The 14,970-nt window shown below is 58.5% G+C and carries 10 protein-coding genes; 8 read left to right on the top strand and 2 right to left on the bottom strand.

What is annotated here, in order from left to right; translation table 11 throughout:
* Positions 1 to 59: 59 nt before the first annotated feature.
* Positions 60 to 629 (bottom strand): HdeD family acid-resistance protein, encoded by a 570-nt coding sequence (locus FO014_RS13105; RefSeq protein ID WP_160029829.1) that lies wholly within the window; start codon positions 627 to 629, stop codon positions 60 to 62.
* Between the two features lie 569 nt (positions 630 to 1,198).
* Here FO014_RS13105 and FO014_RS13100 point away from each other — a divergent pair.
* The 4 genes from FO014_RS13100 (at position 1,199) to FO014_RS13085 (ending at position 8,317) form a co-directional block, all read left to right on the top strand.
* Complete coding sequence (locus tag FO014_RS13100) at positions 1,199 to 2,560, top strand: TolC family outer membrane protein (protein WP_160029828.1); 1,362 nt, start codon at positions 1,199 to 1,201, stop codon at positions 2,558 to 2,560.
* A 19-nt stretch (positions 2,561 to 2,579) separates the two neighbouring features.
* Positions 2,580 to 3,833 carry an HlyD family secretion protein gene (locus tag FO014_RS13095; protein ID WP_160029827.1) on the top strand — a complete coding sequence of 418 codons (1,254 nt, stop codon included), beginning with the start codon at positions 2,580 to 2,582 and terminating at the stop codon, positions 3,831 to 3,833.
* Positions 3,834 to 3,869: 36 nt separating this feature from the next.
* Positions 3,870 to 6,005 carry a peptidase domain-containing ABC transporter gene (locus FO014_RS13090; RefSeq protein WP_160029826.1) on the top strand — a complete coding sequence of 712 codons (2,136 nt, stop codon included), beginning with the start codon at positions 3,870 to 3,872 and terminating at the stop codon, positions 6,003 to 6,005.
* Positions 6,006 to 6,166: 161 nt separating this feature from the next.
* Positions 6,167 to 8,317: a phosphocholine-specific phospholipase C gene (locus tag FO014_RS13085; RefSeq protein ID WP_160029825.1), complete on the top strand. Its 2,151-nt coding sequence runs from the start codon at positions 6,167 to 6,169 to the stop codon at positions 8,315 to 8,317.
* A gap of 28 nt (positions 8,318 to 8,345) precedes the next feature.
* Here FO014_RS13085 and FO014_RS13080 read toward each other — a convergent pair whose 3' ends face one another.
* Positions 8,346 to 8,894: an Ail/Lom family outer membrane beta-barrel protein gene (locus FO014_RS13080; protein WP_160029824.1), complete on the bottom strand. Its 549-nt coding sequence runs from the start codon at positions 8,892 to 8,894 to the stop codon at positions 8,346 to 8,348.
* A gap of 647 nt (positions 8,895 to 9,541) precedes the next feature.
* On the opposite strand from FO014_RS13080, the gene FO014_RS13075 reads away from it, so the two are divergent.
* The 4 genes from FO014_RS13075 (at position 9,542) to FO014_RS13060 (ending at position 14,949) form a co-directional block, all read left to right on the top strand.
* Positions 9,542 to 10,477 (top strand): aminoimidazole riboside kinase, encoded by a 936-nt coding sequence (locus FO014_RS13075; protein ID WP_160029823.1) that lies wholly within the window; start codon positions 9,542 to 9,544, stop codon positions 10,475 to 10,477.
* A 192-nt stretch (positions 10,478 to 10,669) separates the two neighbouring features.
* Positions 10,670 to 12,118: a carbohydrate porin gene (locus FO014_RS13070; protein ID WP_160029822.1), complete on the top strand. Its 1,449-nt coding sequence runs from the start codon at positions 10,670 to 10,672 to the stop codon at positions 12,116 to 12,118.
* A gap of 51 nt (positions 12,119 to 12,169) precedes the next feature.
* A complete protein-coding gene (locus FO014_RS13065) occupies positions 12,170 to 13,540 on the top strand; it encodes a sucrose-specific PTS transporter subunit IIBC (RefSeq protein WP_105232635.1) in 1,371 nt (456 codons plus the stop codon).
* Positions 13,540 to 14,949 (top strand): sucrose-6-phosphate hydrolase, encoded by a 1,410-nt coding sequence (locus FO014_RS13060; RefSeq protein WP_160029821.1) that lies wholly within the window; start codon positions 13,540 to 13,542, stop codon positions 14,947 to 14,949. Before FO014_RS13065 ends, FO014_RS13060 begins: the two co-directional genes overlap by 1 nt.
* Positions 14,950 to 14,970: the final 21 nt, after the last annotated feature.

Raw genomic sequence — 14,970 nt, 5'->3', positions numbered from 1 at the left:
ATCTCGTTACGGTCTTTTATCAGACACTGTGGCAGCTTCTTGTTACCGCTGATATTTGCTCACCTGGCGCTGAAACGGCGGGTGACCATAAACAGGCCAAAGGCGCTGAACAGCATTTCAATCCCGACAATGGTGGTCACCAGAACCACCGAGGTGGCCGCATCGGCGCTCAGCAGCATCCAGGCGATCGCCAAATCCAACACGCCGATCGCGTACTGGATCCCGTTGCCCGGGAGCGCACGCAGCTGATAACCGGCCAGCAGGCGAAATACGCCCCCCAACGCAAACAGCGCCGCCAGATAAATCGCCATGGTAAAGATGCCGACGGCAGGGCTGGTGATAAACACGTAGCCAATAATCAGATAGGCGATACCCAATAGAATACCGCCGATCATCGGCCAGGTATTTTGCGCTCGGTTAACAATCATGCCGACGATCATGCCGATCCCGCTCAGCAGCAAGAAGACCCCCATCACCACGCTGAGCGCCGCACCAGACGCGAAAGGACTGAACAAACAGAACAGCCCCGCCACCAGCAACAGCAGCGAGAGCGCCAGCAGCAGCCTGCGCTGCTTTTTCACCAACTGCGGATCGAGCGCGGATAAATGATTATTTCCTATATTCAACATAAGCTAACTCCTTTTTATCGATGAGGTTTCAAGCAACCCCTGAAATTATAGCCGGATAACACCGCCCGTGATGGACGATCCGCGGCGTTGATGCGTCGCACCGTCACCAGGAGGAAATAACAGGGCGCCCCCCTCTTTTTAACTCAAAAAATATCGAGATAAAACAAGAAAGGACCAAGAACAAAACATAAGAACCCACAAATCAAATAATTATTAAAAAAGCAGACAAATGGATATTTCTGACAAAAAACCCGCATTTTACCGTTAAAAGAGTGGGTTATTGACAGTGCTGTTTTTTTAGTATTATTCTCTGCACAACAAACCAGCAGAACATGCTGAAATAAAACAAAAAAATCAAACAACGCCTTTTAAAAAGGTAGTGAATATATTGATAGGTATTTATTCATTAAATTTATAATTAACCTGATAAATAACTAATAACGCCATTAATCGGCGTTTATCCTCGCATGGAATGATAGCAATAACGTCATGCCTGGGCACGTTCTTTCTCTATTTATTTCATTCGAATGAATATTTTCGGTGATTACTTAAATCTATGCAGGGACTGCATGATTAACATGGGCTACGATATGTATTTAATCAAAGGACTGTTCACCCTTAAACCGCTGTTATTGGCATCCGTTTTATTCCCCTGCGTCGTTAACGCCACTACCCTGTTAGAGGCCATCCGCAATGCCGGCGCCGTCAACCCGGAGCTGCAGGCGGCAATGTATCGCCAGCTGGCGGGTAATGAAAAAAGCAGTCAGGGTCTGGCCGGACTGCTACCGACCATTCAGCTAAGCGGCGGCTACAACCAGCAGGATCAACCGAAGGCGACCTACGCCGCCAAAGTCACGCGCCATAATTACGCCATTTCACTCAATCAACCGCTGTTCGATCTGTCTAAATATGCCGATTATCTGCGCGGCAAGGCGATAGCCAACAGCGCGGATATCGAACTGCTGCGTGCGCAGGAAACGCTGGCCTATGATGTGGCGGACGCTTATGCCGCCGTGCTGTATCAAAACGAGGTTTATCAGGCCGCACGGGCGGCCACGCAGGTGTATGAAAACGAGCTGCAGCAGACCACGCTGGCCGTATCGCTCGGCAATGCCACCCGCGTCGACGCCGATGAAGCACAGGCAAACCGCGATCTGTTTCGCGCCAAAGAGATTGAAGCACACAATAATCTGAGCGCCGTCGCCACCAAGTATCGACGGCTGACCGGTCTGGAGCACAACTCCATCGCCCCAATTAGCGCCGCCTGCCTGTTGCAGGGTGTGCCGAGCGCCAACGAAAAGGAACCGGATCTCTATCAGCGCGCACTGGCCCACAACAGCCAGATCCGCAGCGCACGCGCCCAGTGGGAAATCGCCAAAACCGGCGTCTACCAGGCGCACAGCGCCCATATGCCCACCGTCAATTTCCAGGCGTCTTACGGCAGCAACTGGAGCCGGGCCGAAGACAGCAACCAGCTCGACGAGATGTTCGGCAGCACCTCGAAAACCACCAACACCAACCTCGGCGTCTCCGTATCCGTGCCGATTTTCAGCGGCGGCCAACAGATGTCGCAATCGCGAGAGGCGATCTATACCCGCGAACAGGCGCGTTACAGCCTGATCGACGCCCAGCAGAAAGTGAAGGAAGAGCTGCACAACGCCCTGTTGAACGTGACCAACAGCCGTTCGCTGGTGACCTCGACCCAGCAGATGATCCGTTCGGAACAGATCAAAATCCGCTCCACCGCCACCGGGAAGAAACTGGGGCTGCGCACCAAAATGGATGAACTGAACGCCTACCAAAGTTACTACGAAGCGGTAAAAAACAACGCCGAAGCGCGTTACAAACTGCTGATGGCCAAGGTTGCTCAGGCCCAGTCAACCGGCGATCTCGGCCATAACGCCATCGCGCAGATTAGCTGCTCGCAATAACTTTTCGCCAGGATTCAGGATGACACAGTCACTTTTTCGCCAGGAAGCGCTGGATGCCAATAACAATAAGGTCATGGGGACCGTTTCCCTCTATTCGCCGCCGTATCGCTGGCTGGTTATCTCCCTGGCGAGCTGCCTGGTGACGCTGATCGTCTTGTTTATCGTGTTTGGCAGCTACACCAAGAAAGAGACCGCGACAGGTAACCTGTTGCCCAGCAAAGGCATTTACAACATTACCGCGCCGGTTTCCGGCACCATCACCGACATGCAGGTGGAAAAAGGCAGCGAGGTCGAGCAGGACAGCGTGCTGATGACCATTTCCTCGGAGCTGTCTACCGCCATGGGGCAAACCCGCCAGTTCGTGCACGATCAGCTGACGCTGCAAAATGAACGGCTGCAGTCCGAACGGGAAAGCGAATACCGCCTGCATGCCGAAACCATGGGCGGTCTGAAAAAACAGCTCGCTTCTCTGGAGTCGCAGGTTGTGCTGTTGAAAAAACAGCAGGCCAAGCGTCAGCAGCAATTGAACCTGGCCAGCAATCAGCTGCATAAGCTGCAGCAAATGCGCAACCAGGGCTTCGCCTCTAATCAGCAAATTGATGAACAGCAGAACACCGTGCTGGAAGTCGGTGCCCGGCTGCAGGATGCCGATCGGCTGGTGATGGATCTGGAGCAGAAAATTATCGCCCTGCGTCAGCAGCTGCGGGAGCTGCCGCTGGCCCTCTCCAAGCGGCAAAATGAAATCGACCGCAGTCAAGCGGATGTGGACCGCTCCCTGGCGGAGAACGAGTCGCACCGCGCCGTTTACATCAAGGCGACGGAAACCGGCACCATCGGCGCCACGCTGGTCAAACAGGGCCAGGTGGTCGCTAACGGCCAGCCGCTGCTCTACATCCTGCCGCAAGGCAGCCGGCTGCAGGCCAGAGTTATGGTCGGCAGCCGCGCCATCGGCTTTATCAATCCGGGGCAACAGGTGATGTTGCGCTATGAAGCCTACCCCTATCAAAAATTCGGCGTCCAGCGCGGGCGGGTGATCGAGGTGTCGACCGCTGCGCTCTCTCCGCAGGAAGTGATGGCCATCACCGGCGACCCAAACGTGCACGAGCGGCTGTATCAGGTGGTGGTCGAACTCGACAAACAATCCATCAACCTGTACGGCAAGGACGTTGCGCTGCGCTCGGGCATCAAGCTGGAAGCAGATTTTTTGATTGAAAAGCGACGGATCATCGAGTGGGTATTTGAGCCTCTCTACGCTTTGGGCCACCGCTTGTAATTACTGCGCTTTTTAACAGGGAGTCATATTTTTCCAATGGAATTTTTAAAGAACCTTCACTTCGGCTTCGGCCGACGGCTGCCGGTGATCCAGCAGTCGCAGGCGGCCGAATGCGGCCTGGCCTGCGTCGCGATGGTGGTGAATTACTATAAATACAACATCGACATGATCAGCCTGCGTCGTCGCTTCTCCACCTCAATGAAAGGCGCCACGCTGGCGGACGTGATGCGCGTCGCCGGCAGCCTGGGTATGGCCGGACGCGCACTGCGTCTGGAGATCGAAGAGCTGGACAAGCTGCGCCGTCCCTGCATTCTGCACTGGAACCTGAACCACTTTGTGGTGCTGAAGAAGGTCAAGAAAAACGCCATCGTCATTCACGACCCCGCCAGCGGGGTGCGCGTGGTGTCAATGAAGGAGGTGTCCAGCTGCTTTACCGGCGTGGCGCTGGAGCTGTTGCCGTCCGCATCGTTCAAGCCGGCGGTGGAAAAACAGTCGCTGTCGATGTTCCGCCTGATCGGCAGCGTCACCGGCATCAGCGCCGCGTTAACTCAGATATTAATGCTGTCCGTGGCGCTGGAGGTGTTCGGCGTTATTACGCCGTTCTATATGCAGTGGGTGATGGACCAGGTGCTGGTCTCCGACGACCGCGATCTGCTGACGCTGCTGAGCGTCGGCTTTATTTTCGTCTTCCTGTTCCAAAACCTGATCACCGCCCTGCGCTCCTGGGTGATGACCTGGTTCTCCAGCCTGCTGAATGTACAGTGGACCACCAACGTTTGCTCGCATCTGCTGGGGCTGCCGCTGTCGTTTTTCGAATCGCGCCACGTGGGCGATATCATCTCCCGCTTCGGTTCGGTCAGCACCATTCAAGAGACGCTGACGACGCGCTTTATCAGCTCGGTGCTGGACGGCATCATGGCGATCGTCACGCTCGGCGTGCTGTTCACCTATAACAGAATGCTCACCGCGGTGGTGGTGCTTCAGTTCCTGCTGTATGCCGCCATCCGCTGGATTGCCTATCGCCCGTTTCGCAACGCCAACGAAGACCACATCATCACCGCCGCCAAGGCGCAGTCGATTCTGCTGGAATCGGTGCGCGGCGCCAAAACCCTGAAGTTGAATAACCGGCAGGATATCCGCGTCAGCAGCTACGCCAATGCGCTGGTAGAAACCACCAACAAGAATATCGTCGTGCAGCGCCTGAGCATCGGCTTCAGCACCATCCACGGCATTATCGCCAGCATCGGTCGTATCGCGCTGGTCTGGCTGGCTGCGCTGCAGGTGCTGGACGGCAACTTCTCCGCCGGTATGCTGATAGGCTTTATGTCATTCGCCGACCAGTTCATCTCACGCGGATCTGGCCTGGTGGACGCCTGGATCGATTTTCGCATGCTGCGGCTGCACGGCGAACGTCTGGCGGATATCGTGCTGACCGAGCAGGAAAAAGATGGCCGTCACGAGGCGGAAAGTCCTGGCACCGTCTCGTCTCAGCCACCGACGATCACGCTGGATAACGTGTCGTTCCGCTATGCCGAGACCGAACCGATGATCCTGGATGGCTGCTCGTTCGAAATTGGATCTGGGGAATCGGTCGCGCTGATCGGGCCGTCCGGCCAAGGCAAAACCACGCTGGCCAAGCTGCTGCTGGGGCTGCTCCAGCCGGTCTCCGGCCGTATTCTGATCGACGGCGTCGATATTCAGGACGTCGGGCTGTACCAATACCGCGAACGCATCGGCTGCGTGATGCAGGACGACATCCTGTTTGCCGGCTCGATCGCCGATAATATCTGTTTCTTCAGTCAGGAAGCCGATCAGGAACGCATCGAACAGGCGGCTAAAATTGCGCAAATCCATGATGACATCATGAAAATGCCGATGACCTATCAAAGTCTGGTGGGTGATATGGGTTCATCGTTGTCCGGTGGGCAGAATCAGCGCGTGCTGCTGGCGCGAGCGCTGTACCGTAATCCATCGATACTGGTGCTGGATGAGGCCTCCAGCCACCTGGATGTAGAAAGGGAAATGCGCATCAACGACGCCATTCGCAATATGGCGATCACCCGCATCATCATCGCCCATCGCCCGGAAACCATCCGCAGCGCCAGGCGCATCGTAATGCTGTCCGACGGCAAGGCGCAACCGGTCAACCCGGAGACGCTGGCGCCGTTTTAACTGCCCGCTCAACACGGTGCGCGGCCACGCACCGTCACAATACTGTAAAAAAAACAACATTTCCCTTTATTAATAAGCAGATAAGCTAAACTTACCACCGATAGTCAACGGCGACGTTGTTCATGCCGCCAGTCCTTCACCTGCAGGGAGTCTACTGACGCATGCCCACCTTTTCGCGCAGAAAACTGTTACAGGCGGCGGCCGTCGGTTCGGCATTTTCGCTGCTGCCGGCCTCGATTCGCAAAGCGCTGGCGATCCCCGCCAACAACCGGACCGGCAGCATTCAGGATGTGGAGCATGTGGTGATTCTGATGCAGGAAAACCGCGCCTTCGACCACTACTTTGGCACGCTGCCCGGCGTCCGCGGCTTTAGCGACCGCTTTACCATTCCGCTGCCGGACAACCGCAGCGTGTGGCAGCAGCAAGGAACGGAGCGGCTGGTGCTGCCCTATCATCTGGATGCGCAACGCGGCAACGCCCAGCGCGTCAGCGGAACTCCGCACACCTGGCCTGACGCGCACGCCGCCTGGGACAGCGGCCGTATGAGCGCCTGGCCCAGCCACAAAACGCCAACGTCGATGGGCTATTACCGCGAGCCGGAGCTGCCGTTTCAGTTCGCGCTGGCTAACGCTTTTACGCTGTGCGATGCCTATCACTGTTCAATGCACGCCGGCACCAACCCTAACCGACTCTTCCTGTGGACCGGCAGCAACGGTCCCGGCCCGGATAACAGCGCCGTGGTGGTCAATGAGTGGGATCACCCCGGCAGCGAGGACAAAGGCTACCGCTGGAAAACCTACCCTGAGCGTCTGGAAGAAAGCGGCGTCAGTTGGAAGGTCTATCAATACCTGCCGGATAACTTCGGCGATAATCCGCTGGCCGGTTTCCGCCAGTACCGCGCGGCCAGCATCAAGGCCGGCAATCCGGCCAACCCCCCGAAAGAGTTCACGGATTTTGTACCGTACAGTGAACAGATCAACGCCATCGCACCGCTGTATAAAGGCAATGGCAACACCCTGCCGGCCGGCGGCGGCGATCTGGAGGCGATGCTGGCCGGGTTCCGCAACGACGTACAGCAGGGCAAACTGCCGCAGGTAAGCTGGCTGATCGCGCCGGCGGCCTACTCCGAACACCCCGACCCTTCCAGCCCGGTACAGGGCGGATGGTTTACTCAGGAAGTGCTTAATGCATTAACCGAACGGCCGGAAGTGTGGAGTAAAACCGTGCTGTTTGTCACCTACGATGAAAACGACGGCTTTTTCGATCATATGCCTTCTCCGTCGGCGCCGTCGCTGCGCAGCGACGGCAGCTTCGCCGGTAAATCCACCGTGCCTTTTGAAACGGAAATCTTCCAGCACCCGGCGCCGCCGGGCAGCACGGATCAGCCGCCGCCGGACGCCGGCATTTACGGCCCCGGTCCGCGGGTGCCGATGCTGGTACTGTCGCCATGGAGCCGCGGCGGCTGGGTCAATTCCCAGTCCTTCGACCACACCTCCGTGCTGCAATTTCTGGAAAAACGTTTCCAGGTGCATGAACCCAATATCAGCGACTGGCGACGGGCGGTCTGCGGCGACCTGACCTCGGCCTTTAATTTTATCGATCCCAACAATGAAAAACTGCCGGCGCTGCACACCACCACCCGCCACGCCGCCGACGCGATGCGTCGGCGGCAAGAAAAATTGCCGCAGGTGCCGCTGCCCGCCGCCGAACAGCAACGGCTACCACAGCAAAAACGTCAGGCCCGCCCGTCGCGCGCGCTGCCCTACCAGCTGCAGGTGGAAGCAAACGGCTACCCTCGTCAGCAGTTACTGACGCTGAATATGATCAATAACGGCAGTCAGGGGACGGTATTCCACGTTTACGACCGGCTGAGCCTGGATGAGATACCGCGCCGCTTTACCGTGGAAGCGGGTAAATCGCTGAGCGACGACTGGCACATTACGGAGGATTACGATCTGTGGCTGCTGGGGCCAAACGGTTTCCACCGTGCGCTGCGCGGCAACCTGCAGCGCTCGCAGGCGGAAGTACGGCTGGAGAGCGTACCGGACAGCATGCGCCTCCGTCTGGCCCTGCTGAACCCCGGCCCGCAGCCGCAAGAGATTACGCTGGCGCGCTGCCCCTACGGCAGCCGGGAGGCACAACGCATCTCGCTGGCCGCCGGCGCAACACACGTGCTGCCACTCAACGTCAGCGCCAGCGGCGGTTGGTATGATATTAGCGTGACGGATGGACGAGGCTGGTTACGCCGGTTGGCCGGACGACTCGAGAACGGCCGCCACAGCATCAGCGATCCGCTGATGGGCCAGCCCTGAGTCTTCACGCTTCTCGCCGAGCTCACGCTCAGAAACGGTAGCCGACGCCGACGGTGAACAGATTCACGTCGCGGTTCAAGCCGCCGATATCGATCTGCGATCCTTCATAACCTACGTCCAGCACAATATTTTCCCTGAGGGTAAACATCAGGCCGGCGCCGTAGGCAAAGGCCGAACTGGAGCTGGCGCCGCGGCTGCCGCGCGTTCTGCCGTAATTCTGCTCCGTTGCCCAGGCGGCAGCGTTTTTCACGTTGCTGTGGTTCAGGCCCACCAGCCCGTAAATCACCATATAACGGTTCAGGTAGTAGGCCGGGCCTACGCTGTAGGCATAATAATTCAGCTCGGTTTTACCGCCGTTCACGCTGTGGTTATCGCCACCCAGCGCGGTGAAAGAGCTCATCAGACTCAGGACCGACCCCCACTCATAACGATATTTAATATTAATGCCGTCCAGGTCGCTGAAATTATCAAGCTGAGCGCGCGCATAATCAAAAATCACGGTGTGACGTTCTGCCTGCGCCGGCATAAGCGTAGATAAAGCGACAACGATAGCGCCGAGCAATGCTGATTTTTTCATTCCATCATCCTTAAATAACCATTAGCTACCTGACCAATGTCATTCTTCCATTCATTCAGACAAACAGCGGCCGGCGAATGGCCATCACGGCACGAAAACGCCCCATACCTATCAGCCTGAAGGGTCAGCAAGGGGATGATAGCCAATCAGCGTGCGGATTTCATGCGGGTGAGCGGTAAAAAAAATGGCCAATGTCACAAACAAGAATCCACCCAATTAATTTAAAGAAAATACTCAAAGAAGAGGCAGGATAATGCCTAATCCACGTATTTCCTGACAGCAAATCTATTAGTGATAATTAGCCGGCACGCCATAGGAAAACTAAACAGAGAAGAGCGAGACAATGTGAAAGGCAGACGACAATAATTGATATCATTTACAAAAAAAACCTTATTAATAATAAATAATTATTTAATTAACCTCTCTCTTTCTTAATTATCGTAGAGATAACACATTTTATTTTCATCCTTACGGCGAACAGCAAACTGATTGAACGTCGCCCGACTGCCCTTACGCACGCCGTTCACCGCCCCGCCGACTCACCTCTCTCCGGGCGTTCCGGCACGGCATCGATTTTTTCTGTTGCATAGCTAAACCGGTTCTTCTATTTTAGCTCGCCATCAGCCACAGCAATAGCGGGGTAAAACATGGCAAACCGTGTCTGGGTTCTGGGAGACGCCGTTGTCGATCTGGTTCCTGAAAATTCAAACAGTTATCTTAAGTGCCCCGGCGGCGCACCGGCCAATGTTGCCGTCGGCATCGCCCGCCTGGGCGGCGACAGCGGCTTTATCGGCCGCGTCGGCGACGACAGTTTCGGCGCATTTCTCCGCCAGGTGCTGAGCAATGAAGGGGTGGATACCGCCCGGATGTTCGCAGATGCTGAGCACCATACCTCAACCGTGGTGGTGGATCTGGCCAGTGACGGCGAGCGCTCCTTCACCTTTATGGTCACCCCCAGCGCCGACCTGTTTTTACAGCCTGCCGATCTGCCGGTCTTTCAAGCCGGCGAATGGCTGCACGTCTGTTCGATCGCCCTGTCGCAGGAGCCAAGCCGCAGCACCACGATGGCGGCCATGGCCGCCATCCGCGCCGCCGGCGGCTGGGTCAGTTTTGACCCCAATATCCGTGCAGACGTCTGGCGACAGCCGGAAGAACTGCGCCCCTGCCTGATGCAGGCGCTGCTGCTGGCCGACGTGGTGAAAATCTCACTGGATGAACTGTTTTTTATCAGCAACCTCAACGAGATGGACGCCGCTGTCGACTGGGTGCTCGCCCACTTCCCCCTGCGTCTGCTGTTGGTGACGCAGGGCGGAGACGGCGTTTGCGTCCATGACGGCCGTGAACTGCGCCACTTCCCCGCTACGCCGGTAGTGCCGGTGGACACCACCGGCGCCGGCGACGCCTTCGTGGCCGGTTTGCTGGCCGCGCTGTCCGCACTCGGCCGCCTGCCGCAGGCAGACGAATGGCCGGCAGTTATTGCCCAGGCGCAGGCCTGCGGCGCGCTGGCGACCACCGCTAAAGGGGCAATGACCGCCCTGCCGCACGCCGCTGAACTGGCCGCTTTTCTGTTGCAACCCGCCTGACGATCGCGGGGTGGGCACTCGCCCGCCCCGCATCCCGTGATAAATGCGCGCTCGATCACAATAGCTGAATCGGGTTAGCCAACTTCATTGCCATCCTCTCCATTTCTCGATTATCTTTCCGCCAGAAAAACCGGTTTAGCAATTTAGCAATTTAGCAAACAATAATAATGACCTTTCTGGATGATAGAACCCATGAAAAACCTACGCTATCTGGCTGTAACGACAGGATTATTCATCGCCGGCCCGGCGCTGGCCGCCAACGACAGTATTGAGGCCCGCCTCAACGCACTGGAGCAGCGCCTGCAACAGGCGGAACTGCGGGCCACGCAGGCCGAAAAACGCGCCGCCGCCGCCGAACGGCAAGCCCAGCGCCTGGAACAACGCACCGAACATGCCGAACGGCAGGCCCGGAGCCTGGAGCAGCGCACCGCGCACGTCGAGCAGCAAAGCACACAGCTGGCGAAGCGCAGCTCCGCAGTGCAGGAGGACGCTACGCCGCCGGCCGCCGGCCTCCAGCTCACCCATTTCAGCGATCTGAAACTGTACGGCGATGTGGAGTTCAATCTCGACGGCGCCAGCCGCAGCGGCCAGCTCACCTCGTTGAAAACCCGCGACAACAAAAACTGGAAGCCCGGCGATCACGAGCGCTGGGATATTAACGGCCGCATTCTGGTCGGGCTGGACGGCTACCGCCGCAACCCGGACGGCCGCTTCTCCGGCTTCCGCGTCCAGCCGCTGGCGGATATGAGCGGCAAAATGAATCTGGACGACGCCGCGTTCTTCTTCGGTAAAGAACAGGACTGGCAGGCCAAGATCGGCCGTTTTGAAGCCTACGATATGTTCCCGCTCAACCAGGACACCTTTATCGAGTATTCCGGCAACACCGCCAACGATCTGTACGCCGACGGCTTCGGCTATATCTACATGATGAAAGAGGGGCGCGGGCGCAGCAGCAGCGGCGGCAACCTGATGCTGAGCAAATACGCCGGCGACTGGTATTTCGAGCTCAACACCCTGGTGGAAGACGGCACCTCGCTGTTCCAAGAGAGCAGCTATCACGGCAACACGCTGGAAAACAAAAAGAACGTCGCCTACCTGCGCCCGGTTATCGCCTGGAAAAAAGATCGCTTCAGCGCCGCGCTGGCGATGGAAAGCAACGTGGTCAACAACGCCTACGGCTACCAGAACGCCCGCGGTCAGTGGGTCGACCAGTCCAAGCGTAACGGCTACGGCATGACGCTCAGCTGGAACAGTCTGGCGGACGACGCCGAAAACGGCATCGTCGCCAACCTCAGCACCGCCTATCTGGATGCGGCCGGCGAGCAGGACTTCTCCGCCGGCGCCAACGTGCTGTGGCGCCGCTTCGAGCTGGGCTATATCTACGCCCATAACAATATCAAAGAGTTTTCCACCGACGGCATGACGGCGCAGATCGACAACCCGCTCAGCGAACCGGGACGCTATGACATTCACACCATTCATGCGTCGTACCAAATCCCCAACGTCATGAACATGCCGAACTTTAATCTGTATCTCGGCGCCTACGCCTCCATGCTGGAGGCCGACGCCGACAACAAGATCGCCAACGGCGATAACGACAAACGCTACGGCCTGCGCGCCAGATTCAAATACTTTTTCTGAACCACCGGCCGCGCGGCGGCCGGCATTGTTAGCATTTAAACGGGAGAGAACATGAACGTCACCGCAACCGCACAGGCGCTGTTGCCATTACTCGGCGGCAAAGACAATATCGCCAGCGCGGCCCACTGCGCCACGCGTCTGCGCCTGGTGCTGCTGGACGACAGCAAGATAGATAAAGCCGCCATCGAACAGCTGGAGGGGGTGAAAGGCTGCTTTAGCAACGCCGGGCAGATTCAGGTGATCTTCGGCACCGGCCTGGTGAACAAGGTGCATGCCGAATTTATCAAGGCAGCGGGCGTCAATGAATCCAGCAAAGCGGAAGCCGCCGATATCGCGGCGAAAAAACTTAACCCGCTGCAGCGCATCGCCCGCCTGCTGTCGAATATTTTCGTGCCGATCATTCCTGCCATCGTCGCCTCCGGTCTGCTGATGGGGCTGCTCGGCATGATGAAAACCTACGGCTGGGCCAGCCCCGACAATGCGCTGTTTGTGATGCTCGATATGTTCAGCTCGGCGGCGTTTATCATTCTGCCGATCCTGATCGGCTTCACCGCCGCGCGCGAATTTGGCGGCAACCCTTACCTCGGCGCCACGCTGGGCGGTATTCTGACCCATCCGGCGCTGACCAACGCCTGGGGCGTGGCCGAAGGCTTCTCCACCATGAACTTCTTCGGGCTGGAGATCGCCATGATTGGCTATCAGGGCACGGTATTCCCGGTGCTGCTGGCGGTGTGGTTTATGAGCATGCTGGAAAAACAGCTGCGCAAAGTGATCCCCAACTCACTCGACCTGATCCTGACGCCGTTCCTGACGGTGATTATCTCCGGTTTTGTCGCCATGCTGTTTATCGGCCCGGCAGGACGCGCGCTCGGGGACGGCATTTCGCTGCTGCTCAGCACGCTGATCGCCCATGCCGGCTGGCTGGCGGGGCTGCTGTTCGGCGGTCTGTATTCGGTGATCGTCATCACCGGCATCCACCACAGCTTCCACGCCATTGAGGCCGGGCTGCTGGGCAACCCGAATATCGGCGTCAACTTCCTGCTGCCGATCTGGTCGATGGCCAATATCGCGCAGGGCGGCGCCTGCCTGGCGGTGTATTTCAAAACCCGCGACGCCAAAATCAAGGCGATCGCCGTGCCTTCCGGTTTCTCCGCCATGCTCGGCATCACCGAAGCGGCGCTGTTCGGCATCAACCTGCGCTTTGTCAAACCCTTCCTCGCTGCGCTGGCCGGCGGCGCGCTCGGCGGCGCCTGGGTGGTCGCCAATCATGTCGGCATGAGCGCCGTCGGTTTGACCGCTATCCCCGGCATGGCCATCGTGCAGGCTAACGCGCTGCTCAGCTATGTCATCGGGCTGGCGATCGCCTTCGGCAGCGCCTTTGTCATTTCCCTGCTGCTGAAATACCAAACGGACGATAAATAATGGACGCGTTAAGCCTGATGAAACACACCGCACTGGCGCTGATGCAGGGCCAGACGCGCGCCGCCGCGGATCCCCACCGCCCGCTGTGGCACCTGGCGCCCAGCGTCGGGCTGCTCAACGACCCCAACGGCTTTATCCAGCACAACGGCGTGTACCATCTGTTCTATCAGTGGAACCCGCTGGCCTGCGACCACAGCCGCAAATGCTGGGGCCACTGGCAGTCCCGCGATCTGCTGCACTGGCAGCACCAGCCGGTGGCGCTGCTGCCCGACGCCTGTTACGACAGCCACGGCTGCTACTCCGGCTCGGCGGTGGCGACGGACGACAAGATCATGCTGGTCTATACCGGCAATGTGAAATTCCCCGACGGTTCGCGCACCGCCTATCAGTGCCTGGCGCAGGAAGATGAGCGCGGTGAATACCGCAAGCTCGGCCCGGTGCTGCCGCTGCCCGACGGTTACAGCGGCCACGTGCGCGACCCGAAGGTCTGGCGCCATGGGCAGCACTGGTACATGGTGCTGGGCGCGCGCGATTTGCAGGATCGCGGCAAGGTGCTGCTGCTGCGTGCCGATGATTTACGTCAGTGGACGCTGCTGGGGGAGATCGCCGGCTCCCAACTGAACGGCCTGGGCGACTTCGGCTATATGTGGGAGTGTCCGGATCTGTTCCCTCTTGCCCAGCGCGACGTGCTGATCTGCTGCCCGCAGGGGCTGGCGGCGCAGCAGGAGCGCTATCTGAACGTCTATCAGGCCGGCTACTTCGTCGGCGAGCTGGATTACTCGACGGCGCGCTTCAGCCACGGCGAGTTTCACGAACTGGACGCCGGCTTCGAGTTTTATGCGCCGCAAACCACGCTGGCGGCAGACGGCCGCCGGCTGCTGGTGGGCTGGATGGGCGTGCCGGATCAGGACGAACAACAACAGCCGACGACGCGCTACGGCTGGCTGCACACCATGACCTGCCTGCGCGAGCTTGCGCTGCGTGACGGCAAACTGTATCAGCAGCCGGTCGCCGAACTGCAGCAGCTGCGCGGGGAACTCAGCCGCTGGCAGGGTGCGGCTGACGATGCGCCGCCGCTGGCGATTGACAGCGCCGAACTGCGGCTAACGCCGCACGGCCCGTTCCGCGCCGGCTTCGGTGACGCCATGCAGCTGACGTGGGACGGCGAGCGTTTGACGCTGACGCGCAATAACCTGCGCAGCGGCGCGCCGGAACACCGCTATTGGCGCGGCGAACTCAGGGAACTGCAATTGCTGTTCGACCGCTCCAGCGTGGAGATTTTTATCAACCAGGGCGAAGCGGTGATGAGCTCGCGCTACTTCCCCGGCGAGCCGCCGATCCTGCAACTGCACGGCGACGCGCCGCTGGCGCTGCAATACTGGCCGCTGCGGCCATGCATGTTAGAATAAGGCATCCTACGATGAACATAG

It is taken from the genome of Serratia rhizosphaerae (assembly GCF_009817885.1).
Taxonomy (GTDB): domain Bacteria; phylum Pseudomonadota; class Gammaproteobacteria; order Enterobacterales; family Enterobacteriaceae; genus Serratia_B; species Serratia_B rhizosphaerae.
This window is presented reverse-complemented; position numbering and strand designations above follow the sequence as displayed.